The organism is Streptococcus mitis, from assembly GCF_946190155.1.
GTDB lineage: Bacteria > Bacillota > Bacilli > Lactobacillales > Streptococcaceae > Streptococcus > Streptococcus mitis_CL.
Genome location: NZ_CAMHZL010000004.1, coordinates 174,443 through 196,375, shown reverse-complemented (window position 1 = coordinate 196,375; position 21,933 = coordinate 174,443). Strand labels below are relative to the sequence as shown.

Annotated in this window: 22 protein-coding genes and 1 pseudogene; 1 reads left to right on the top strand and 22 read right to left on the bottom strand. The window is 39.1% G+C overall.

The window, feature by feature from the left end:
- The 4 genes from N8O80_RS05350 to N8O80_RS05335 all read right to left on the bottom strand — a co-directional run.
- A partial coding sequence (locus tag N8O80_RS05350) for a hypothetical protein (protein ID WP_261027131.1) occupies positions 1–123 on the bottom strand: 123 nt, incomplete at its 3' end.
- Positions 124–359: 236 nt separating this feature from the next.
- Positions 360–947, bottom strand: a complete 588-nt coding sequence (rpoE, locus tag N8O80_RS05345; RefSeq protein WP_000418409.1) for a DNA-directed RNA polymerase subunit delta — start codon at positions 945–947, stop codon at positions 360–362.
- A 131-nt stretch (positions 948–1,078) separates the two neighbouring features.
- Positions 1,079–2,656 (bottom strand): hypothetical protein, encoded by a 1,578-nt coding sequence (locus N8O80_RS05340; protein ID WP_261027128.1) that lies wholly within the window; start codon positions 2,654–2,656, stop codon positions 1,079–1,081.
- A 71-nt stretch (positions 2,657–2,727) separates the two neighbouring features.
- Positions 2,728–3,948, bottom strand: coding sequence for a DNA cytosine methyltransferase (locus tag N8O80_RS05335; protein WP_261027127.1), 1,221 nt, complete (start codon positions 3,946–3,948; stop codon positions 2,728–2,730).
- A 125-nt stretch (positions 3,949–4,073) separates the two neighbouring features.
- Here N8O80_RS05335 and N8O80_RS05330 point away from each other — a divergent pair, with 125 nt between their 5' ends.
- Positions 4,074–4,478 (top strand): hypothetical protein, encoded by a 405-nt coding sequence (locus N8O80_RS05330; RefSeq protein WP_261027126.1) that lies wholly within the window; start codon positions 4,074–4,076, stop codon positions 4,476–4,478.
- A gap of 57 nt (positions 4,479–4,535) precedes the next feature.
- On the opposite strand, the gene N8O80_RS05325 is transcribed toward N8O80_RS05330, so the two are convergent.
- The 18 genes and pseudogenes from N8O80_RS05325 to infB all read right to left on the bottom strand — a co-directional run bounded on the left by N8O80_RS05325 (position 4,536) and on the right by infB (position 21,931).
- Positions 4,536–6,821: a helicase-related protein gene (locus N8O80_RS05325; RefSeq protein ID WP_261027125.1), complete on the bottom strand. Its 2,286-nt coding sequence runs from the start codon at positions 6,819–6,821 to the stop codon at positions 4,536–4,538.
- Positions 6,791–7,720, bottom strand: coding sequence for a HamA C-terminal domain-containing protein (locus tag N8O80_RS05320; protein WP_261027124.1), 930 nt, complete (start codon positions 7,718–7,720; stop codon positions 6,791–6,793). Before N8O80_RS05320 ends, N8O80_RS05325 begins: the two co-directional genes overlap by 31 nt.
- A gap of 73 nt (positions 7,721–7,793) precedes the next feature.
- A complete protein-coding gene (locus tag N8O80_RS05315) occupies positions 7,794–10,445 on the bottom strand; it encodes a valine--tRNA ligase (RefSeq protein ID WP_261027123.1) in 2,652 nt (883 codons plus the stop codon).
- Positions 10,438–11,016, bottom strand: coding sequence for an AAA family ATPase (locus N8O80_RS05310; RefSeq protein WP_261027122.1), 579 nt, complete (start codon positions 11,014–11,016; stop codon positions 10,438–10,440). The genes N8O80_RS05315 and N8O80_RS05310 overlap by 8 nt, the downstream gene beginning before the upstream one ends.
- A complete protein-coding gene (locus N8O80_RS05305; protein WP_203180766.1) occupies positions 11,016–11,576 on the bottom strand; it encodes a GNAT family N-acetyltransferase in 561 nt (186 codons plus the stop codon). The genes N8O80_RS05310 and N8O80_RS05305 overlap by 1 nt, the downstream gene beginning before the upstream one ends.
- Positions 11,563–12,141: a flavin reductase family protein gene (locus N8O80_RS05300; protein ID WP_084947421.1), complete on the bottom strand. Its 579-nt coding sequence runs from the start codon at positions 12,139–12,141 to the stop codon at positions 11,563–11,565. Before N8O80_RS05300 ends, N8O80_RS05305 begins: the two co-directional genes overlap by 14 nt.
- Positions 12,142–12,422: 281 nt before the next feature.
- Positions 12,423–12,818 carry a helix-hairpin-helix domain-containing protein gene (locus N8O80_RS05295; RefSeq protein WP_000038635.1) on the bottom strand — a complete coding sequence of 132 codons (396 nt, stop codon included), beginning with the start codon at positions 12,816–12,818 and terminating at the stop codon, positions 12,423–12,425.
- A gap of 95 nt (positions 12,819–12,913) precedes the next feature.
- Entirely contained in the window at positions 12,914–13,168 is a 255-nt protein-coding gene (locus tag N8O80_RS05290; protein ID WP_000119706.1) for a DUF1912 family protein, read from the bottom strand.
- A 9-nt stretch (positions 13,169–13,177) separates the two neighbouring features.
- A complete protein-coding gene (locus N8O80_RS05285; protein ID WP_261027121.1) occupies positions 13,178–14,512 on the bottom strand; it encodes a DUF438 domain-containing protein in 1,335 nt (444 codons plus the stop codon).
- Positions 14,512–14,745, bottom strand: coding sequence for a DUF1858 domain-containing protein (locus N8O80_RS05280; RefSeq protein ID WP_000368739.1), 234 nt, complete (start codon positions 14,743–14,745; stop codon positions 14,512–14,514). The genes N8O80_RS05285 and N8O80_RS05280 overlap by 1 nt, the downstream gene beginning before the upstream one ends.
- Before the next feature lie 265 nt (positions 14,746–15,010).
- Positions 15,011–15,193 carry a hypothetical protein gene (locus N8O80_RS05275; protein WP_261027120.1) on the bottom strand — a complete coding sequence of 61 codons (183 nt, stop codon included), beginning with the start codon at positions 15,191–15,193 and terminating at the stop codon, positions 15,011–15,013.
- A 1-nt stretch (position 15,194) separates the two neighbouring features.
- On the bottom strand, positions 15,195–15,974 hold the full coding sequence (locus N8O80_RS05270) for an EcsC family protein (RefSeq protein WP_261027118.1): 780 nt from the start codon (positions 15,972–15,974) through the stop codon (positions 15,195–15,197).
- 150 nt (positions 15,975–16,124) lie between these two features.
- Positions 16,125–16,211 (bottom strand): annotated as a pseudogene (locus N8O80_RS05265) (30S ribosome-binding factor RbfA); the annotation flags it as partial.
- A gap of 40 nt (positions 16,212–16,251) precedes the next feature.
- A complete protein-coding gene (locus N8O80_RS05260) occupies positions 16,252–17,361 on the bottom strand; it encodes an SPFH domain-containing protein (RefSeq protein WP_064276263.1) in 1,110 nt (369 codons plus the stop codon).
- A gap of 12 nt (positions 17,362–17,373) precedes the next feature.
- Positions 17,374–17,931 carry a C1 domain-containing protein gene (locus tag N8O80_RS05255; protein WP_000386258.1) on the bottom strand — a complete coding sequence of 186 codons (558 nt, stop codon included), beginning with the start codon at positions 17,929–17,931 and terminating at the stop codon, positions 17,374–17,376.
- 20 nt (positions 17,932–17,951) lie between these two features.
- Positions 17,952–18,305 (bottom strand): hypothetical protein, encoded by a 354-nt coding sequence (locus N8O80_RS05250; protein ID WP_261027116.1) that lies wholly within the window; start codon positions 18,303–18,305, stop codon positions 17,952–17,954.
- A 319-nt stretch (positions 18,306–18,624) separates the two neighbouring features.
- Complete coding sequence (rbfA, locus tag N8O80_RS05245; RefSeq protein WP_001273601.1) at positions 18,625–18,975, bottom strand: 30S ribosome-binding factor RbfA; 351 nt, start codon at positions 18,973–18,975, stop codon at positions 18,625–18,627.
- A 166-nt stretch (positions 18,976–19,141) separates the two neighbouring features.
- Positions 19,142–21,931, bottom strand: coding sequence for a translation initiation factor IF-2 (gene infB, locus N8O80_RS05240; protein ID WP_261027115.1), 2,790 nt, complete (start codon positions 21,929–21,931; stop codon positions 19,142–19,144).
- Between the last annotated feature and the right edge of the window lie 2 nt (positions 21,932–21,933).

The following is a 21,933-nucleotide window of genomic DNA, read 5'->3' as shown; positions in this document are numbered from 1 at the left end:
AAATTTTTGAATGGTTACTTTGAGACCACGATTTTTCAAGAGACGGCCCAGACTCGCTGCGACAATCCCTTTCCCAATAGACGATACCACACCACCAGTTACAAAAATATATTTCGTAGACATAGATTCCTCTTTCTAAAATGCTCATGGCCTTGTTCACTACGAGGGGACATAGAAAACAAGACCCTACTAATAAGAATAATCTGGGACGACTGCACCAGATTCACAACTAAAATACAAGAAGATAACTTCTTGAAAAAACAAAAATAGCTCCCTAAGAACTAGGGAGCCCCGACCTCTAAAAGAGGTGCCCGAACAATATGATACCTAAAAATAGGACAATTGTCAATAGCTAACTTTTATTCCTCGATGTTTTCAGTATCATCATCTGAAAACTCATCGTCTTCTTCGTTGAGATCCACGTCTTCACCCAAGTCATCAGGGGCGATTTCGTTGATTTCTGCGTCGTAAGCTTCAACTTCATTTTTCTCATCATCCGGATTTTCATCATCGTATGAAAGAGCTGGATCTGCTTCGTATGCATCTTCGTCTTCTGGATCATCTGCATTGTAGTCAATAGCATCTGAATCGCCATCCATGAAGGCATTGACGCGTTTTTTCTTAGCTTTTGGTGCTACTTCATCGTCGTCATTTTCTTCAAGAGCGATGATTTCTTCGTCGATTTCGTCTACACCATACCATGAACGAAGACCCCATTTGTTGTCTCCAAGTGAGATGAAGCTACCGTCAAAGTTCAACTCTGTGTAGAACAAAGGCAAGGCTTCACGGATATCGCTGTTTGATGTTCCAAGGTAGTTTTGAATTTCGTTTACAAGATCGCTAAAATGCATCTCATGGTCGCGACCACGAAGTTCCAAGATAGCACGCGCTACCTCAATCATAGATAGTTCACTTTTTTCTTGTCCAGCAAATACTTCTAATTCCAAAGCGTTTCTCCTCATTTATACTACTATCGCCAGAGCGAACAGACTCTGACCTCATTTTATCATTTACTCTTTATTTTACGATAATTTTGCAGAATAGTCAAAGGTTAAGGGAGAGAAAGTGACAGGACTTTTTATTTCTTTGCTACCCAGCCGATGGTGTCGCTTGGTGGGTTTTCAGTATCAATCCAGATAAATTCAATACCGATTTCCCCATTTTTAAACTTAGTCAAACGAATACCGTTGATTTCCAGTTCATTGAGTCGTTGACCTGTCAATACCTCTCGTTCTTTCAACTGGAAAACACCACGTAAAATCCAATTCCCGAGGATTTCTTGCTTATCGGTAGACTGAATAGCCTTACCAGCTTCTTGATTTATATAGGCGTTAATAACATCACCAGAAGATAAAAAGCGTAGTTTAAAAGTTCTTTCTTCTTTGGATAGAGCTAGTTTTTTAGTTCCAGGCTCAAAAGTCCCAAATCCTGGACCAAAGAAATCTGGTCTTTCATCATGGAAGTTCTTGGAGTCGGGCAGAGGAATGTAAACTTCGCTAACTGGACGATATACAAGTTGTTCAATTTCTTTAATGAGTTTTTCATTGCCAGTATTATGCACAAAGTGAATCAAGTCCTCACGAATAGCCTTCATCTGAACTTTCTCTTCCCTACTAGTCCACTTTTTCAAGAGGATTTCTTCTAAAGAGAAGATCACAAAAGCTAGTTCTTCTTGAGCCAGACTATCTTTGAATTTTTCCTGAATCTTTAGAATCCGCGGCAGACGATCTTTCTTAGCTAGTTTTGATCCGCCATTAAAGGCATTGAAACCAGAGCTTTCTTCCACATTTCCATGTTTGTCTGTGATAACCCAAGACACTGTTTCTAGGATATCGGATTGTTCCTTTTCAGCTGTCAGTAAATGAAGATTCTCAAAGAGAGAAAAAGGATCTTCGATATAATGCACATCCCAAGTATCTACCACAATGTCCTTATTATTAAAAGTCATGTGAAGCTGACTGTCAGCTGCCGTGTACTTGTAGTGGTGTTGCCCATCCGTAAAACGAAAATTAGTTGGATTGTTTTTGGTAGTTGATCCTTCAATGACTAGATTATCAATATCCACTGGTAAATAAGTCGTCTCACCAACAAAAATCCTAGGACTTTCTCCCTTTGGTGTCGGCATCAGAACGTGGTAAACAGCTTCAACATTGACCGAGTCAGAGTTGAATCCCTTGATTTGCGCCTTAGAAGATTCGATTCTCTGATTCCTCAAAGTCGCAATCTTTCTTGCCAACTCTTCATAGCGTTGATAGTTTTCCTTGTCTGCAGCTTCTTTATCAGCTGAAATATCCGCATGAAACTTGATATCACCCAATAAGTCCGTCCAAGCTTGAGAATCTTTCTTGAACTGGGCAATTTTTTGGTCTCCTGAATTGATTCCAAAAGACTTGATCCCCACTAGGTATTTATGATTTTCATCGACAACGACGGAAGCATCATAGGAAGTATTGGCGATATCTTCCCCAACAGCATTGAAAGCCTTCTGGAAAACAGTCTCCTGAAATTTGGAGTTGACGATAGGAGCAACATAATTCTCCGTTTGTCCCTCGTCTTCGGATTCTGCCTTTTGAGAGAAAGCTTGGCTCAAGCTAGCAAAGTTGGTAATTAAGGTTTTGTATTTGTCTTTTTGATCTGTTTTTAGATGTTCCCACATAAGCGCCCTCTTTTCTATTTTCAGTATATCAAAAGAAGATTAGTTTTTCACTAATCCCTCTTATATATTCGTTAATTAATACTGTAAAATTCGAGTTTGCCTCGTTTTTTAACCAATTTTAAATAATCTTCACCAGACAGAAGAGCTAAACCATCATCATAAGCCTTTATTCTTTCAAGAGCCTGGTCATAGCTATCCGCAAAGTCTTTCACATAAGACTGGCCCTCAAACTGTCCATTCATCTTGGTGTAGATAATGGCAATTTTTCCTGAGCGTTCAAGTTGAGATTGCCCTTGGCTTTCATTTAAGGCCTTAGCAACATTTTCTGCAATGCGTTTAATCACGGGGACAACCACACTGTTTCCAGCCTGCTTGTAGAGCTGACCATTGGAAACACCTTCTGGGATTTTAAAGGATTTAGGATAGCCTTGGACATTAAAGGTTTCTTTGGGAGTCAACTTACGAATCTCGCCACTGTCTGTCAAAATCAATGGAACATTGTGTCCACCTGTTCCCATATTGGCTGTCAAGGTAGGGACAACACCGTTTTTATTTTCACGGACATATTGACGACGCCATTGGTAAACCGTATCTTGACTAGTCACTTCAAACTTCAACTGGTCGTAGAAGTTTTGCTTGTCTTCACGGTAGTAGTAGACCTCATTTAGCTTATCGCCGAAGTTAATGACGTCTTGAAGAGTCGTAGTCAGCTTGATTTCCTCTGGAAATTCAAATAAGTCATAAGCTTCCTTGGTATCAAAACCAACAATGTAGATCCGCTCACGGTTTTGTGGGATATTTCCGTAGTCTTTCCCATTGAGAACCTTCCACTTGATGAAGTAGTTATTCTCAGTCAAGGCTTCGCGAATAACCTTGAAGGTATTGCCGTGGTCATGACCGACCATGTTCTTAACGTTTTCGATGAAAATGGCGCGAGGTTTACGCCCCTCAATCATGCGAAGCAACTCAAAGAAAAGATCGCCACGATCGTCATCAAAGCCCTTGCGATAACCCGCAATACTAAAGGCCTGACAAGGGAAACCTCCCATAATCACATCCACGCGCTCAGCTGGAATGTCCTCTGGCTGAACAGTGTGAATATCACGACCATCCAAATAGGTATCTGGATGGTTTAACTGATAAGTCTGACGCGCATACTTATCAAACTCATTGGCATACACCACTCTGAACTCGTTGGTCTGTTCAAATCCCAACTCAATTCCCCCAACACCTGAGAAGAAAGCTGCAATGTTGTACTTCTCAGGCCGGTTCGAACTTACAGAATTTGTCATGTAGTAACCTGCTTTCTAAGAAATTTGTTTAACTATACTAGTATATCATTTTTAAATTAATACTGAAATATAAACATTTTCCATATATATGATATAATGAATATATAAACTTAAGGAGGTGCATAATGCCAAAACAAGGAGATCAATTCATAGTAGAACTTAAAAAAACTAATATTGACTGGGGCACATACAGGAATACAAATTCTCGTCCTCAGATAACAGGAGAATGTTATATCCCAATTCCAAGTTCAGTAGCACATCAGTATGGAATATTTAATTCTAAACATACTCAAGGAAAAGATGTTTTAGGACAAAATATATTTAATGCTAGATCAACAGATGGATACTTCGTTGGAATAGTAAAATCATCAGGAAATTCTCGGGGTGGAGATCCCTATGCTAAAAATCTTTCTGGTCACAGAAACTTGAGAGCTTTTAACGACTGGTTCAATCAAATGAATGTAACCGTTGGGACAAGAATCAAAGTAGAGTGGACTAGTCCCGACGATATTATATTGACGATTCTCTAAATGTAATTACACAAATAAGAACCTCATGATAATAATGAGGTTCTTATTTTTATTCTCTCACTTAAGTAGATTTTGAATCTTTTCATCGACATAACTCTCATACAAATCAAAGTTTTTATTCTCTACTACTCTATCATAATATCTTACTAATTCAAAAGGTACTCCAAAATCACTTAATTTTCGAGCAGTATTAGTAAGAGCATTATACTCTAGCCTTTGTAGAAGAATTTGAATTCCAGCAACATTGTCAAAATCTTTTCTATAAACTTGTGAATAATGGAATCTATATAATAAATCAAATACTCCTAAATACTTTACAAGATGATATTTAAATGTAGTATAAATTAATTTAGAGGTTCTACTAATTGCTTTATCTTTACTCAGTTTCTGTTCCTCTACATAGTAATCCACTGTTCCTAAAAATCCATTCTGTAAATAACTTGCTAACTGTATAACAATTAAAGAGAACTGTTTTTTCCCAACTTTCTTTTCCATTAATTGTTTTAAATCAGAATTAGAAACAAATTCAGAACAAATATTAATAACCGTTTGAAATCCTTCCCAATGAATTTCTTTACCTTTAGATGTATTTAAGACTCGCTTTAATTGTTCGATTTTTTGAAACTCTGCTGGGGACATTTTTTTAATTCGATTATAAATAGAGATTTTATCCAAAGGGCCTATCGCTTTATATGAATGAAAAATAAAATTTGGTAATCCCGATTCTTGTTTTGCCTCATTGATTTCATCTTTAAACTTTCTATCATCATCTGTCAAAAATTCATCTAAAGTTACTTCTAAATCAATGTCAGTTTTATTGTGATGATTATCATAATTTTTATGTTCAATTTCTGCCTGTTGCGAATTAATTAGAGTTTCAAATTGTTTTGTTAAATCAATAACATTACCACTATAATGGACATTAAAACGACCTGCTCTCCCAGCAATATTTTTAGCATCAAACTGTTTTAGTCTCTTTTTCCCCTTTTTGATAGCAGTAACAATCAAATTTTTGGCAGTCGTATTCACACCTTCAGTAATTGTTGTTGTAGAAAAAAGACATTGTAAATCACCTTTATTGAACAAATTAATTAATTCATTCTGAATATATTTTGGTATCCCTGCATGATGAATTCCGATTCTCTTTTCAAGTGCTCTATATAGAATCCAATCATACCCAAAGGTGTTTCCCACATGATTCAAAAAAATAGAATATAGTTCCTCATCTTCGCTATAATGTTTTTCTGAGATAAGAGAAAGATATTCATCATTTTCCAACAAATGATTTGCTAGTCTTTCTACCTCTGACTTTCTTCCACAATAAATCAAAGTATTATCATCTATTTTTACAATTGTTTGTATTACTTTATCTTGTAATGATGAAGCACCATTATCTAATCTATATTTTATATTTCCAAGTTCAAACTTATTTCTATCAATATGTGTAATATTCTTAGACACAATCTCAACATCATTATATTCAAGTATTTTAAATTTGTTAAATAGAGTAAAATTATTAAATGAATTTATTTCTGTTTCAAGTTTTTGAAATTGAATATAAGGCCCAGCAAGTAAAATATCTTTACTATTGCGACATACATATTCTAAAGCAAGTCTATAGGCAGTATCCCTTTCATTTTCTTCTGGAGTATCATTATCTATAATGAAATCATTATCTATTTTATATATTTCATCTACGAAAGAAAAATTAAAATATCTAGTGTTATTATCTAAAAATGACAGATATCGTTCAGGAGTGTAAATAAAAATATTTTTTTCGCCAAGTTCTTCCTCGGATATTTCGCTTAGTGTATGTATTTTATATGTAGAGAAAAATTCATCATTTTGCAACTTTAAATAATTTTCTGATAACAAGCTAATAGTAGGAAAAATTAACAATATGTTAGAATATCCCATCTTTTTTATAATTGCATAAACAATAAAAGTTTTACCAAATGAAGTTGGGGCAGAAAGGATATACCTATTATCAAAATGGAATTCAAATAATTCTAGAACTTCTTTTTGATATTTATGTAACATATAATTATTCAAAGTTAAATGTGCTTCATTTAAAAACGAGCTTATGGATAATAAATTCATATCCTCTTGATTTATTTCATTACCTTCTTGATATTTTCTTTCAAGTAGCTCAAAGTATTGTGGTACTCCAGCTTCATTTGCTATATAACGCAAAAAATTTAAATCACTACTTGTAAGTTCGTCTATTTTAACAGCGTCGTAATAGTCACAAGTTGCCTTGACAAAGATACCTCTTCTTTCAGGGTATCGTTTGTATAAATTCAATTCCTTAATTAGATGAGCGGTTCTTTCGTTTCTATCCATTCAATCACTTCTTCCTTTAATTTATTAGAATCATCAACAGGTAAGAGCATTACAAAAATACTTAGATTAATTTTTACAGCCGGCATAACTGTGGATTTAGACAGCTCATCATTAATTTTCTTCACACAAGAAGCAATTGATTTTTCATAACTAAAAGTATCTTGTTTCTGATATGCTATAAAAATTGGATATATTAATTCTATATGGTTAGCTGTTAATTCGTCTATAAGAATAATTTCAGGATTGTCTTCCCAGTTTTCTATTATAGTATCTAAAGTAGTATGCGACTTAGAAATATTCTTTTTTTCTTTGATAATTGCGTACAAGTGATCATTTAAATAACTATCTGAAAGTGAGCTATTCATTTTAGAAATAACAGATTTAATCCCTGAGGAAAATTTTTTATGGAACTTAGCTTCACCAAACCAAAGTTCCAAGATTCCATTATTATCCACTAAATGAAACGCATCAAATCCTTTTGCTTCAGCTTTTTCAAGAGGAGAATAAAAATAACCTCTAGCAATTAAAACATCCGTATGGAAATAATTTCTTAAAAATAAATCTAAAAGTACTTCACCATAAAATCCATATTGAAGTTTGGTTGAAGATTTATCATCTTTATCATACCTCAGTTTAAGTTTAATTGCCTTTGTTTGTTCTCTATCTAATTTACTATAGTCAATCTCAGATTCATTTTCAGCAAATTCAATTATTCCATTATAAATAATTTTTGAAATATCATTATCATTACCTTCAAAGCAGTACTCATTTTTCCCTTTACTTGTTAAATTGCTTTTATTTATAGAAATTGAACTTCCCTTACCGTTTGTAAAATTAAAAGGTAGCTTATATTTCAAAACAATAGAATTATTAATTAAATCTTGAAGTGTTTTTCTCAAAATTACTTTTCCTTCTGATCAATTTTCAATTTCATTATACCAAAAAACACGGCTCATCACCGTGTTTCTATGTTTATTTAACCAACTTCTTCATCTCATCAATACGCGCTACGGTCGCATCGTACTTGGCTTGGTAGTCGGCTTGTTTGTCGCGTTCTTTTTGGACGACTTCTGGTTTGGCATTGGCTACGAAGCGTTCGTTAGAGAGCTTCTTGCCGACCATATCCAGTTCTTTTTGCCATTTAGCCAGTTCTTTGTCGAGACGAGCCAGTTCCTCTTCGACATTGAGGAGGTCTGCCAGTGGCAAGTAGATTTCTGCTCCTGTGATGACGCTTGACATAGCCAGTTCAGGTGCAGGGATGGTAGATGCGATTTCCAAGTGTTCTGGATTTGTAAAGCGTTTGATGTAGTTGACATTGCTGTTAAAGAAGGCTTCCAAGTCGCTATCGCTTGTCTTAACAAGGATTGTGATAGGTTTGCTTGGAGCTACGTTTACTTCCGCACGCGCATTACGAACAGCACGGATCAAGTCTTTGAGGCTTTCTACTCCTGTGTGAGCAGCAAGATCTTCAAAGGCTGGATTGACAGTTGGGTATTCTGCTGTAACGATAGAACCTTCTGAGATTTGTCCAAAGATTTCCTCTGTCACGAATGGCATGATTGGGTGAAGGAGACGAAGGATCTTGTCCAAGGTGTAAAGGAGAACAGAACGTGTGATAACTTTCTCTTCTTCGTTATCGCTATAAAGGACTTCCTTGGTCAATTCAACATACCAGTCCGCAAACTCATCCCAGATGAAGTTGTAGAGGATATGTCCAGCAACACCAAACTCAAACTTGTCAAAGTTGGCAGTAGCTTTTCCGATAGTTTCATTGAGGTTGTGGAGAATCCAGCGGTCTGTGACATTTCCAGCTTCCTTGTTAACAACTTTTTCGACATTGGCAGTTGCTTGCTCGAGGGTCAAGCCTTCATTGTTCATGAGGATATAGCGAGAGATGTTCCAGATCTTGTTAATGAAGTTCCATGAAGCATCCATTTTCTCGTAAGAGAAGCGTACGTCTTGACCTGGTGCAGAACCGTTTGAAAGGAACCAACGAAGGCTATCTGTTCCGTACTTATCAATAACATCCATTGGGTCAATCCCGTTACCAAGAGATTTCGACATCTTGCGTCCTTGCTCATCACGAATAAGACCATGAATCAAGGCATTTTTGAATGGCGACTTGCCAGTAAATTCCAAACCTTGGAAAATCATCCGAGACACCCAGAACGGAATAATATCATAACCAGTCACCAAAGTTGATGTTGGGAAGTAACGTTTGAAGTCTTCTGAGTCGACATCCGGCCAGCCCATGGTAGAGAATGGCCAAAGAGCCGAACTGAACCACGTATCCAAGACGTCTTCTTCCTGAGTCCAACCGTCACCTTCTGGAGCTTCTTCGCCGACATATATTTCACCCTCAGCATTGTACCAAGCAGGGATTTGGTGACCCCACCAGAGCTGGCGAGAGATGACCCAGTCGTGGACATTTTCCATCCATTGGAGGAAGGTATCGTTGAAACGAGGTGGGTAGAATTCTACCTTGTCCTCTGTGTCTTGGTTGGCAATAGCATTCTTAGCCAATTGGTCCATCTTAACGAACCATTGCGTAGACAATCGTGGTTCAACCACAACACCTGTACGCTCTGAGTGACCAACACTGTGGACACGTTTTTCGATTTTAACAAGGACACCGATTTCTTCCAACTTGGCAACGACTGCCTTACGAGCTTCAAAACGGTCCATGCCTGCAAATTCAAAGGCCAAGTCATTCATGGTTCCGTCATCATTCATGACGTTGACTTGTGGCAAGTTATGGCGTTGACCAACCAAGAAGTCGTTTGGATCATGGGCAGGCGTGATTTTCACGACACCAGTACCAAATTCAGGATCTGCGTGTTCGTCTCCAACGATTGGGATGAGTTTATTAGCGATTGGAAGGATGACGTTTTTACCAATCAAGTCCTTGTAGCGTGGGTCTTCTGGATTGACCGCAACAGCTACGTCCCCAAACATGGTCTCAGGACGAGTTGTCGCAACTTCAAGGGCGCGTGAGCCATCTTCCAGCATATAATTCATGTGGTAGAAGGCACCTTCGACATCCTTGTGGATAACTTCGATATCAGAAAGGGCAGTGCGAGCAGCTGGGTCCCAGTTGATGATAAACTCACCACGGTAGATCCAGCCTTTCTTGTAAAGGTCCACAAAGACTTTGCGGACAGCTTTTGACAAACCTTCATCAAGCGTGAAACGCTCACGAGAGTAGTCTACAGAGAGCCCCATCTTGCCCCATTGTTCCTTGATAGTAGTGGCATATTCGTCTTTCCATTCCCAGACCTTATCGAGGAATTTCTCACGACCTAGGTCATAACGTGTAATGCCCTCTCCGCGCAAGCGCTCCTCAACTTTAGCCTGAGTGGCAATCCCCGCGTGGTCCATCCCTGGAAGCCAAAGGGTATCAAAACCTTGCATACGTTTTTGACGGATGATAATATCCTGCAAAGTCGTATCCCAAGCGTGACCAAGGTGAAGTTTACCAGTTACGTTTGGTGGTGGAATAACGATAGAATAAGGCTTAGCCTTTTGATCTCCTGAAGGCTTGAAAACATCAGCATCAAGCCATTTTTGGTAACGACCAGCCTCAACCTCGGCTGGATTGTATTTAGGTGAAAGTTCTTTAGACATGTGTTTGTCCTTTCTCTATTTTATTCATTTTATTTTGAATTTGCTTAGCAGCTTCTTTTGCAGTCAAACTCGTATTATTTATTTTAAGGTAGTGGTGCAACTCATTCGGTTGATGTTGGGAATTTAATTGAAGTGTTTCAGCGGTCTCTAAAATTTCTCTTTCAGATACCTCAATATGTCGTTTTAAGGGTTTGTACTTTAATCGATTCTCCGTTTGATTTCGACGTAAACGCTCCTCAAGACTTGTTTCCAACTCAACAAACAGAATCTCTTGATGAAAGTTATCCAATAAATCCTGAATTTGCTTTAAATACATCAGCTGGTACTGATTTGAAAAATCAATTACGTCAGTTAAAATTACTGATCGCTGATTTCTTGCACTTGCTCCAAGGAAAGAAAAGGTGATTCCACGAACAAATTCCCACATTTCCTCTGTAAAGTCCTGATAGATTTCTAATGCAAAATCGATGGCTTGATGGTTATAAAAGAGGGTAGAATCCGTCAGTCGAGATAGTTCTTGACCAATGGTCATTTTTCCTGAGGCCGGAGCACCAATGATGAAAACATGCATCAAATTACCTCCCACTCACTCCTCAGCAAACCATATATCAGACTGTCACAGCGGTTTCCTTGAACATCTTTACGGTCTCGGATACGAGCTTCGAGGGTAAATCCAAGTTTTTCTGCAACTCGTTTACTTTGGACATTATAACCAAAACAAGTCAATTCAATCTTGTGAAGACCTAGTTCTCTAAAAGCTAGGTCAATCAAAGCTCGCGCTGCTTCTGGAACATAACCTCGACCCCAATAGTCTGGGTGCAAGGTGTAGCCAATCTCCAGTACATCGTCTTCGTGCCGATGGTTGAAATCAACAGAGCCGATGACTTTATCGGTTCCTTTGACGACAATCCCATAGCCAGCTGGGAGATTGTCCTTTTGATTGCGTTCTGGAAGGATATGCTCCAGATAGTAAACCTCATCTTCAAGGGTTTTGACTGGAGGAAAGCCTGCTGGATAGGCGACCTCTGGCAAACTAGCATAGGCATGGATATCTTCAGCGTCAGTCACTGTACGAACTCGTAGGACGAGTCGTTCGGTTTCTAATCGTTCTGGCAATTCAGCTCTTGACATCCTTCTTCCTCGCTTTCTTGATAAAGCTTCCCATGGGATTGACTCGGTCATCTAGATAACGATAAACGCGCTGATGCCCGTCCCCCATAAAGTAAGTCGGCGCAAAACGGTCATTTTTAAAATGTCCCTTATCATCCAAGAGTTCAGAATTAACCAGTCGCTCGATAATCTTGGCAAAGATGTGACAAATACCGTCTTCCTCAATAATTCTATCAACTTGACATTCTAATACGACTGGACAAGCCTCTAAAATCGGAGACTGAGTCTGTTCAGAAATCTCGTGGTCTAGCCCCAGGTGTTTCAATTTCTCTCGATGACTGATAAAACCAGCCTGCTCCATCTCGAGCATGAGATTTTCATCAGGAATATTCACAGTAAACTTCTGGTAATGCTTGATTTGCTCAGCCGCATTTTCCTCAGCTCCGACACCAATGACTAGCCAATCTCCCAAGCTATAAGAGGAGCTACAGGTCGTAATATTGTGTCCAAAATTCTGATCCTGATATCCCAAAATGAAAATAGGAAAGCCATAATAGAGTTTACTTGTTTTAAAAGATTGCTTCATGACAACCTCCTTTGACCAAGATACAAAAGAAAAACCCTGCCATCTACATGACAGGGACGAATGTGTTTATCCGCGGTACCACCCAAATTCGGGCAAGGCCCGCAACTCTCGTCTTTAAAATAAAAAGACAATTTTATTTCATTTTTCATCCATTAGCAACCAGTTTTGACACATTTGTGGACTTCTCAGCACCGCCACTTTCTGTAAAATGTGGGATTCAAAACACCTCTAATGGCTTTATTGTAACAAGATTTTGACGGAAATGCAAGGATCAAGAAAAATTACTTGAACTTGATGCCATTTTCCTTCAATTTCTTAATAGTAGCTGGGCCGATTCCTTTCAAGGCAAGGAGTTCTTTTTCAGTCCAGTTTTTGAAATCTGACGCAGACTTGATTCCTTCATCATAGAAAGTTTTGGCACGGTCAAGTGGAAGTCCACCCAAGTTTGCTGCAAAATCTTCTACAGAATTGGCTACTTTTTGAGCTTGCTCTTTGGTAGCTTCTACTGCTTGTTCAACTTTTTTAGAAACAGCCTTACCAGCTTGGCTTGCTGACTGCTCAGCACGTTTTACGACTTTTTTTGTCTCTTCTACAACCTTAGTCACAGTACTTGAAAAAGCACCTGCACGACGGAGGCTATTTCGTAATTGTTTTTTACGATTGAGTTTCTTTGACATGATAAAATCCTTTCAATAAAAAACCCCTGCTCTGACAAGGATTTAATATAAATATTCTATCAAGATTTTAGTAAAAAATCAAGAATCTATCTCGTTTAATAATTTCGCTCACCAAACAAGCCATCTGGCAAGTCATGAAATCCCTTGCCTGCTTTGAAGTTTTCAAACTTACCAAGCAAGAACTGATAAGCATCCAAGCGGCTTTCGTAGCGAATCATGGCATCTTTGGCACGTTCGTCTTGGTCTTCTTCGTAGACTTTTTGACTTTCCTTGTGCGCCATGTCGTTGATCATGATCTGGGTATTCACCCAGGCCTCAAATTCCTTCATAAATTCTTGTTCGTAACTCATTTTTTCTCCTTATTCTAATCCACGGAAATAGTCCGTGTCAATCTCACGGTAGGGCTGGATATCCTGAACGTACTCCAACACACCTTGGAATTCTCCCTCTTCATCGTGCACTGCTGCGTAGGTGATGTGGACAAACTTACCTCGCGACTCAGACTTGAACCACATTTCATACTTGTCTTTGCTTCCCTCACGAAGCCCCTTCATGATAGTTTTGACCTTGTCCAAGTACTTAGGCGGATGGCAGAGTTCGACATTGCGCCCGACTTGAGACGGTGTCCGTTTGAAAATCATCTCATCAGCCGGCGTATTGTCATTGTAATACTGGAAAATATCGTCTTTATTGACAAAGGTAATCTCCATAGGGAGGTGATTGAGGATGAGATTGGCCTGCTCGACCGAGAGATAGCCATTGCCAAAAGCCTGTTGACTATGGCGGTCCAGCACTGCTTCCTTTTCCTTAGGGGTAAAGGTAATGGTAAACTGTCCTTCTGGCATATCGATAACCTGCTGAACTTGTCCCTCTGCCGTACCTAGCTGAATAGGCTCCTCTGCAATCTTTTCCTCAACAAAACTCTGTCTTTCTGGCACCCATTTCTCAGACGGACGGATGATGGCATAGCCATAGGCATCGCTCTCCTCCGCAATCTGAAGCCAATCATCCTGAGTGAAAGACTCAAGGAGAATCATGAGAAGGATGGACTCTTCCTTGAAAATCATACTTTCAAACTCTGTCGCAAAGGCTTCAAAAGCTTCTTTTACGCTGCCAATTGACACTTCTGGTAGTGACTTGGCTGTCGCTAAAGCTGTTTGAAAGAGTTCCCTGATCTGATCATCCACTCCCCACATGACCTTAGGAGGTGAATCGTGACCATAGCGCTCCATGATAGGAAAGAAGAGCTCTTCCTTGCGCTGGTAGTGGATATCAAATTGCCCCAAAAGTCCCATTTGACGGACCAAACCCTTGCGCATCTCCACAAGCATTTCTTCATCTTCCGTAGTCTCATAGGTATCTAACAATCTCCGAATGCGAATCAAGGCTGCACGGAGGGCCAGATTTTCATCCTTGAAGACGCGAACTGGGTGGCCAGGATGCTCGGTATCCTCTACTTCAACGCCCTTAACAGCGTTTTTAAAAAGATTGGCATGGACATCACAGAGCTCCATGACATCTTCAAAGGTAACACCCGAGTCTGAGTTCATCAGCTCGTGCTCCATGAGGGAAATCTCTATAGCTGAGACACCCGCAAAGGTCGCATCAAAACGCTCCTGAACCGACTCAGGAGAGGCACCATTGTGCAATTCTAACAAAATATCCCGCAGGACATGAATCCGTTCATCTGCCATTAGTCTAACCCAATCACTTCGTAGCCGTTTGCTTCCAGTGTGCGGACGATCTTGTCCATAGGAGTTCCTTCAAGCTTAGAACCCTGTTTAAGTGATACTTTACGACCAACTGTATTGCGCATCAAGGGATTGGCAAGAGGTTTAAAACCTAGCTCCACTAGAATTTCCAAGACTTCTGGATGCTTATCCACCACTTCTGCAACGGGAATTGACACATCGATGATATTGTCCATGACGACCTCCATTGTATGTTCTAAAATGATTTTACTGCTTATATTATACCATATGGAGAGAGATTAAAAAACTAGCAGTAGAGTTCCTGCTAGTTCTCTGCGACTTGGATTACCATCTAGATAAGTTTAAAGAGCCAATCTAATATTTTAAATAATAGCTTGTAAAACAGCAATTGGACTGCAAAAGAGATGATCATCCAAAAGAATTTCACAATCCCAATAATCGGTTTAATAAAAAGAATAGCAAGAAGACCCAAAAAAAATTTCATTCTCTCTCCTCTGGCTTAATGAGCCACCGAGCCGTATCCATTAACTTGTCTGCAATAAAAAGTTTCCCCAGACAGACAACGGCATTATCATCTTTCTTTATCGTTTTCATTACTTTTACACCTTGCATGGTCAAAAAGTAATTACCATAGATTTTAGCAAAAGCTTTGATAGGGTTCATCTCACTCACCCTCGATTATTTCAACCTCTTTTCGGATTGTTTCAACATCTTCTTGATATTGAACTTCACTATAGTTTACTAGTTTGGACAACTCTTTTTGTAGCCTTTCACCCATTGTTTTCATAGTTGCAAAGGTTAATCCTCCAGAAATCAAACCACCTAGAATTGGAACTACGATTCCCAATCCTTTTGTCAATCCTCCTTTTGTCAAGTTAACACCGAAAACTTTCAAGACTTTTTCCAAAACAGGATACCAAATCGTCTTTGTAAATGCTTTTTTGTTCACTACATTTATCATTTTTTTAGTTACTATAACACCACTAAAGCGAAGTAGAGCACCTGCACCATCAACCCCTAACATCACACCAAGATACAGAAAAAGTGTTTTTTGGGCTTCTTCACTCAATTCCTCTCGTGAGGACCAAAGATCATCAAAGCCGTATATATAACCTATTTCTTGAGCTAATTTCAGAGAAAAACCGTAAAATTGAGCAACATCAGTGGGAATAGTAATAGCCATGGCAATCCCACCAGGTAAACCTGCCAAAATAGAAGCCCCACTCGCGAGTAATACATTTTCATTAATACAAGCCTTAGCTACTCGGTCCAAGGTTGCTTTAGGTAACATAGTAGCCGGACCTTGTTCTATTAACTTATTAAGGTTCTTGTGCCCTAATTCTTTGGAAAACTTTTCAACTAAAAATTTCTCACGGTCAACTTTGACTACAGGCAATTTCACCACTTGTTGTAGCACTTGCATTGCTATATCTTTTTTAGCCATATGTATCTCCATTTTTCATTCATATCAAGTTTTATCATATCATACTATTTGAGATTTACAAATTTTTAAACCGATTTTTATAAGATAAATACATCGTCAAATACCAATTATCTTACTCTGACAACTAAAAAAGAGGGTTGTCCCTCTTCTTTAGTTCTTATCAAAATTGCGTAGCATCTCGTCAATCTTGTTTCCATACTCGATGGATTCATCTTTGACGAAGATCAAATCTGGGAGATATCACTTTTTTATTCATAACGATGCTTAGTTCCTATCATTATAAATCCATAATTTCTTTTTTCTTTCGATCAAATTCTTCCTGAGATAATATACCTGCATCTAAAAGAGATTTTAGTTTTGTAAGTGCTTCGATTTGCTCATCTAATGATAGACTTGGTTTCATGGCTTTTTCATCTAAACTTTGAGCCATATTCATTCCAAATATCATTCCAGCACTATCACCTAGACCATGTTGCTCCACTCCTGATGCAATTTTTTGTTGTGCTGCAATATTAGAAGATTTCTGCGATACATCATCATAAGCTTTTAAATTCATCTTATTTGATGAAAATTGTTTAACCAGTTCCTTAGATTCTGGTGAGAACTCAATATTAGCAATGGCAACTTTTACAATCTCAAATCCAAAACGTTCTTTCCAAGTCCCTGCATACTGTCCATCATTTGATACTTGTTCCGCAAGAACTGCAGCTTGTGAGGGTAATTGTGAAATACGATAAGTTGTTGACAAAGAATTAAGTGCAACAATAAAAGATTGAAGAAATTCTGTCACTATTTGTGATCTAGCTTGAGCGCTATCAAAGGTATAATAAGTCACATTGGCAGGAAGAAAGTTTCTGATAAATTGCTTAGCATCTGTAATTTGGATAGAAAATGTTCCAAAAGCACGTACTTCTAAATCTGTCCCATAAAACAAATCATTATACATGACTGGACCGCGAGTCCCAAATTTAATATCACGAATTTCTCTCAAATTAACAAAACAAATCTGTTTTTGCTGATCACTTTGACCACCGAATCCAACACGATTAACAACATTATCAAACAGTGACTTTTTCAATCCATCACCATTAAAAACACTGCTTTCGCCATTTTGGTATTCATATCCACCTGGTTCTGTAATAATTTCCTCGATACCAGACTGACTAAAGATAAAGGCTGCAGTATTTTCTGGAATAAAAATCTTGGATCCGTTGGAAATAACACCTACAGATCCCTTCGTATTGACACCCCTACCATTATTACTTTCTTGAACAATACCTGGACTTACAGCTGTATGTTCATCAAAAGCATGAACTGTGATAATTTCTTTCCACTGATCTGCAAATGTCCCACCAATAGAATCTGTAATTGCTTTTATCAACCCCATTTAATTGCCCCCTTATAAACTCTGCTCCATATCACAATAGGCACATCTTACTGTTTGCTTCACTTGACCTGACAAAGGTGCTCCACAAAAGCTACACTTGGTTGAAATCTTTTCTGGCTCTGCATCCTTAATCCCAAGCCCTGCTTTAAAAGTGTCAAATGTATCCTTAAATGTTTCTGCCAAAACATCTGCTCCAAACAAGCTACTATCTCCCAAGGTTTCAAAATTACTTGTATCACCTGAAATCAATTTAATAATGTTCCTAGCCCACTTGTCAGTATCCTTAGTATTATTAAATGCAAAGATAGCTTGTCCGCCATTATAATAAATTTCCAGCCGTTTCACACCATTGGTTTTGGTTACTGAAACTTGAGGTTTCCCTTCAAAAATTTTAATCTGGTTAATGGGAATGGTAACTTGGTCTTTTTTCCCTCCCCACAAACCTTTTTTGATATATATTAAGTGTAGATTTGTTAAAATTAATTCATCTGTAGACAAACCATTTTTCCCAAAACTCACATGGTCACTATTCATAACCATGTATTCATGTGGCAATAATTGATAATCCATATTGAACTCCACTCTTCCTATTAAAGACTAGCTTTCCACTGCTCCACTTGTTCATGTAGATTATCACGATAATCTTTTAGAGTCTTAATCACTTCTTCTTTCCCTTGAATCGGTGCTTTCTTTAGTGGACCATATTGTTTTTTCAAATCTTCCATTTCTTTTTTGGTGCTATCTTTCAGTTCTTGGATAGTAGCACTATCTTCTAAAACAGTCCCTTTAAAGGCTTCATCTGCTTCTGTATAATAATTATCGATTATTTTCTCATTCATAATCAAGTAGTCTTCATAAGTTTTTATAGACTCAATTGTCGTATCGCTAACATCTTGTGGATTAAAATCGCTTGAACTGAGTTTTTCTTTTGCTTTAGCAAACAACCCTTTCTTCTCAGAACTACTAGATGAAGCTTCTGTTTGATTCTCACTAGAAGAGCTACTTGTTTTTTCAGAAAGAGAACTACAAGCAACTAGAGTAGAGACAGAAAGACATAGCAAAGCTAAACGACAAACTTTTTTACATTATTCATTGATAGAATCTCCTTTTATTTATGAAATCATCATATCATATTTGCTAAAAAAAAAAAGCATTTTCTAATTAGATAACATTAAAAAATACAGAATTCTAGTTAAAAGAATATTTTTCCATTTCAAATGCCACATATTTTCCTCCACCAAAAAAGAGGGTTACCCCTCCTTTTTAGTTCTTATCCAGATTGCGTAGCATTTCGTCAATCTTGTTTCCATATTCGATGGATTCGTCTTTGACGAAAGTCAAATCTGGGATTTTGTACAATTTCAAATTGCGACCAAGTTCACGTTTGATAGTACCAGTTGCTTTTTCAAGCCCGATTTGGGCTTTTTGATTATCTGAAGCAAGATTACTCAAAATGGTGTAGTAAACCTTGGCAACAGACAAGTCTCCCAGCATCTGAACATCTGTGATGGTCACACCTTGGACACGCGGATCACGGACTTTCTTTTGCAAAATCTCATTGACTTCACGCTTGATTTCCATGCCCACACGATCCGTACGGAAATGATTTGCCATGATATTCCTTTCTCTACTTTGAACCAAAAGCTAGGCCAGCAGACCTAGCTATTTTTATTAGATAGAGGAACTAGAGCCGTTTGAATCTAGGAAACAAGCCTTAGATAGAACTGAGGGCTCATCAAGGCGCTGTTGACGACGAGTCAAATCGGCTATCGTTTCTCTATTATCTCTTGATTTCTTCCATGACATAAGCCTCAATCACATCATCCATCTTGATATCATTGTAGCCATCGATCATCAATCCACCTTCACGGCCGTTTGTAACTTCTTTGACGTCGTCTTTGTAGTGTTTCAAGCTAGCAAGTTCGCCATCATAGATAACAACACCGTCACGGATAACACGGACTTTAGAGTCACGGGTAACCTTACCGTTGATAACCATGAATCCACCGATAGTTCCCACTTTAGACACCTTGAAGGTTTCACGAATAACTGCTTCACCGATAACTTTTTCTTCGAATTCTGGATCAAGCATCCCTTTCATGGCTTCTTCCATCTCTTCGATAACCTTGTAGATAATGCTGTGAAGACGGATTTCAACATCGTCAGCTTCTGCTTGTTGACGAGCTTGTGGTGTAGGGCGTACGTTGAAACCAACGATGAAAGCATTTGAAGCTTCGGCAAGGGTCACGTCAGATTCGTTGATGGCACCGACTGCCGAGTGAACGATGGTAACTTTGACACCTTCCACATCAATTTTTTGAAGTGAAGCAGAAAGAGCTTCAACAGAACCTTGTACGTCGGCCTTGATGATCACGTTAACTGATTTAAGTTCACCAGCTTTAAGCGTATCAAAGAGGTTTTCAAGGCTGACACGTTGGGTAGCTTGACGTTGTTTCATGAGGGCACGTTTGGCACGCTCTTCACCTGCTGCACGCGCAGATTTTTCATCTTCGTAAACGGCAAAGTGGTCACCTGCCATTGGCGCTTCGTTCAAACCTGTGATAGAGACTGGTGTTGATGGGCCTGCTACCTTAACACGACGACCAAGGTCATTAGTCATAGCACGGACACGACCGAAGGTATTTCCGACAACGATTGGGTCTTGAACATTCAAGGTTCCTTGTTGAACAAGAAGGGTTGCGACCGCACCTTTTCCTTTATCCAAGCGAGCTTCGATAACGGTACCTATCGCACGCACTGTTGGGTCTGCCTTGAGTTCTTGGATTTCAGCTACAAGAAGGACTGTTTCCAACAATTCTTCGATGTTTTGGTTAAATTTAGCTGAGATTTCAACAAATTCAGAATCTCCACCCCAAGCAGTTGACATAACTCCATGCTCTGCCAATTCACCGATAACGCGTTCTGGGTTGGCACCTGGTTTATCAATCTTGTTGATGGCTACGATGATTGGAACGTTGGCCGCTTTTGAGTGGTTAATGGCTTCGATAGTCTGAGGCATAACCCCGTCATCTGCCGCTACGACCAAGATAGTAATATCGGTAACAGATGCACCACGCGCACGCATAGATGTAAAGGCCGCGTGTCCTGGTGTATCAAGGAAGGTAATCTTCTTGCCATTTTCCACGATTTGGTAGGCACCGATATGCTGAGTGATACCACCCGCTTCACCTGTCGCAACACGAGAGTTACGAAGGGTATCTAGGAGGGTTGTTTTACCGTGGTCAACGTGTCCCATGATAGTTACAACTGGTGGACGCTCAACCAATTCATCTTCATTGAGATAACCATCTTCGACAAAGAAACGTTCGATATCGGCATTATCAACTTCAACTTTTTGTTTGGCTTCGATACCATAATCCACCATGAGGAGTTCAATTGTTTCCCCATCCAAAGATTGGTTTTGTGTGGCCATGACACCCATCATGAAAAGTTTCTTAACGATTTCAGCTGGTTCACGTTTGATACGTTTTGCGATTTCCGCAACGGTCATACCATCTGTATACTCAAATTCTGTTGGCAATTCATGGAATTTACGTTCTGTAACAGGTTTTGGAGTCTGATTACGGTTGTTCTTGTTATTGCCTTTTTTGTTCTTTTTGTTGTTATTCCAGTTACTATTTCTTTGATTTCTCACTTGATTTTGACTACTTCGATTCTTTTGTTGTTTTCTAGGACCATCTTCTTCGCGATCGTAATCATCGCGCTCTTTGTCTGGTCGGGCTTGCTTCTTACGACGTGTATCCACTGCAACTTCTTTTTTCACAGGAGCTGTTTCAACCACTGCTTGAACTTGTTGCGCTTGTTCAGCTAACTTAGCAGCTTCTTCAAAGATTTCCTCTGGCTCCTTGCGTTTGTTAGCTTGAGCCAAGGCTTCTTTGGCAGCCTGAGTCTGCTTGAAACGTTCCTCGCTTGAACGAGCGTACTCTGCGTTTTGCTCTGCTTTCAATGCTGCTGCACGAGCTTTAAAGTCAATGCGTGGAGCCGCTTGATTTGGACGCTTGTCCTCTTGTTGACGGCGCTCATTCCCACGATTTTGCTGACCTTGCTGTTTCTTAGCTTGATCATTAAAACGGCGATTGTCGCGGTTGCCTTGACCTTGTTTTCCACCATTACGGCCGTCGTTTTTCTGACGGTTGCCGTTTTGTTGTTGGTCACGGTTATTGCCCTTATTTTGCTTACGTCGCTCTGCCTGCTCTTTGGCACGGGCTTCACGCTCAGCCTTGAAATTACGGCTTTGCGGTTTAGCTGCTACTTTTTCTGTTTTAGGAGCGACTGGCTCAGCAGGTTTTACCTCTTCCTTTGCTACAGCTGGTTTAGCTGGCTCAGATTTTTCGGCTTTCTTTTCTGCACTTGCTTTTGGTGCTGCAGGTTTTGCTTCTGCTTTCGGAGCAGCAGGCTTAAAGCTTGCAGCGATTTTTGCAGCGACAGCTTCTTCCACACTTGATGAGTGGCTTTTCACATCCAAGCCCAACTCTTTTGCACGCGCTACAACTTCTTTACTTTCTTTTCCAAGTTCTTTTGCGATTTCGTACAATCTTTTCTTAGACAAAT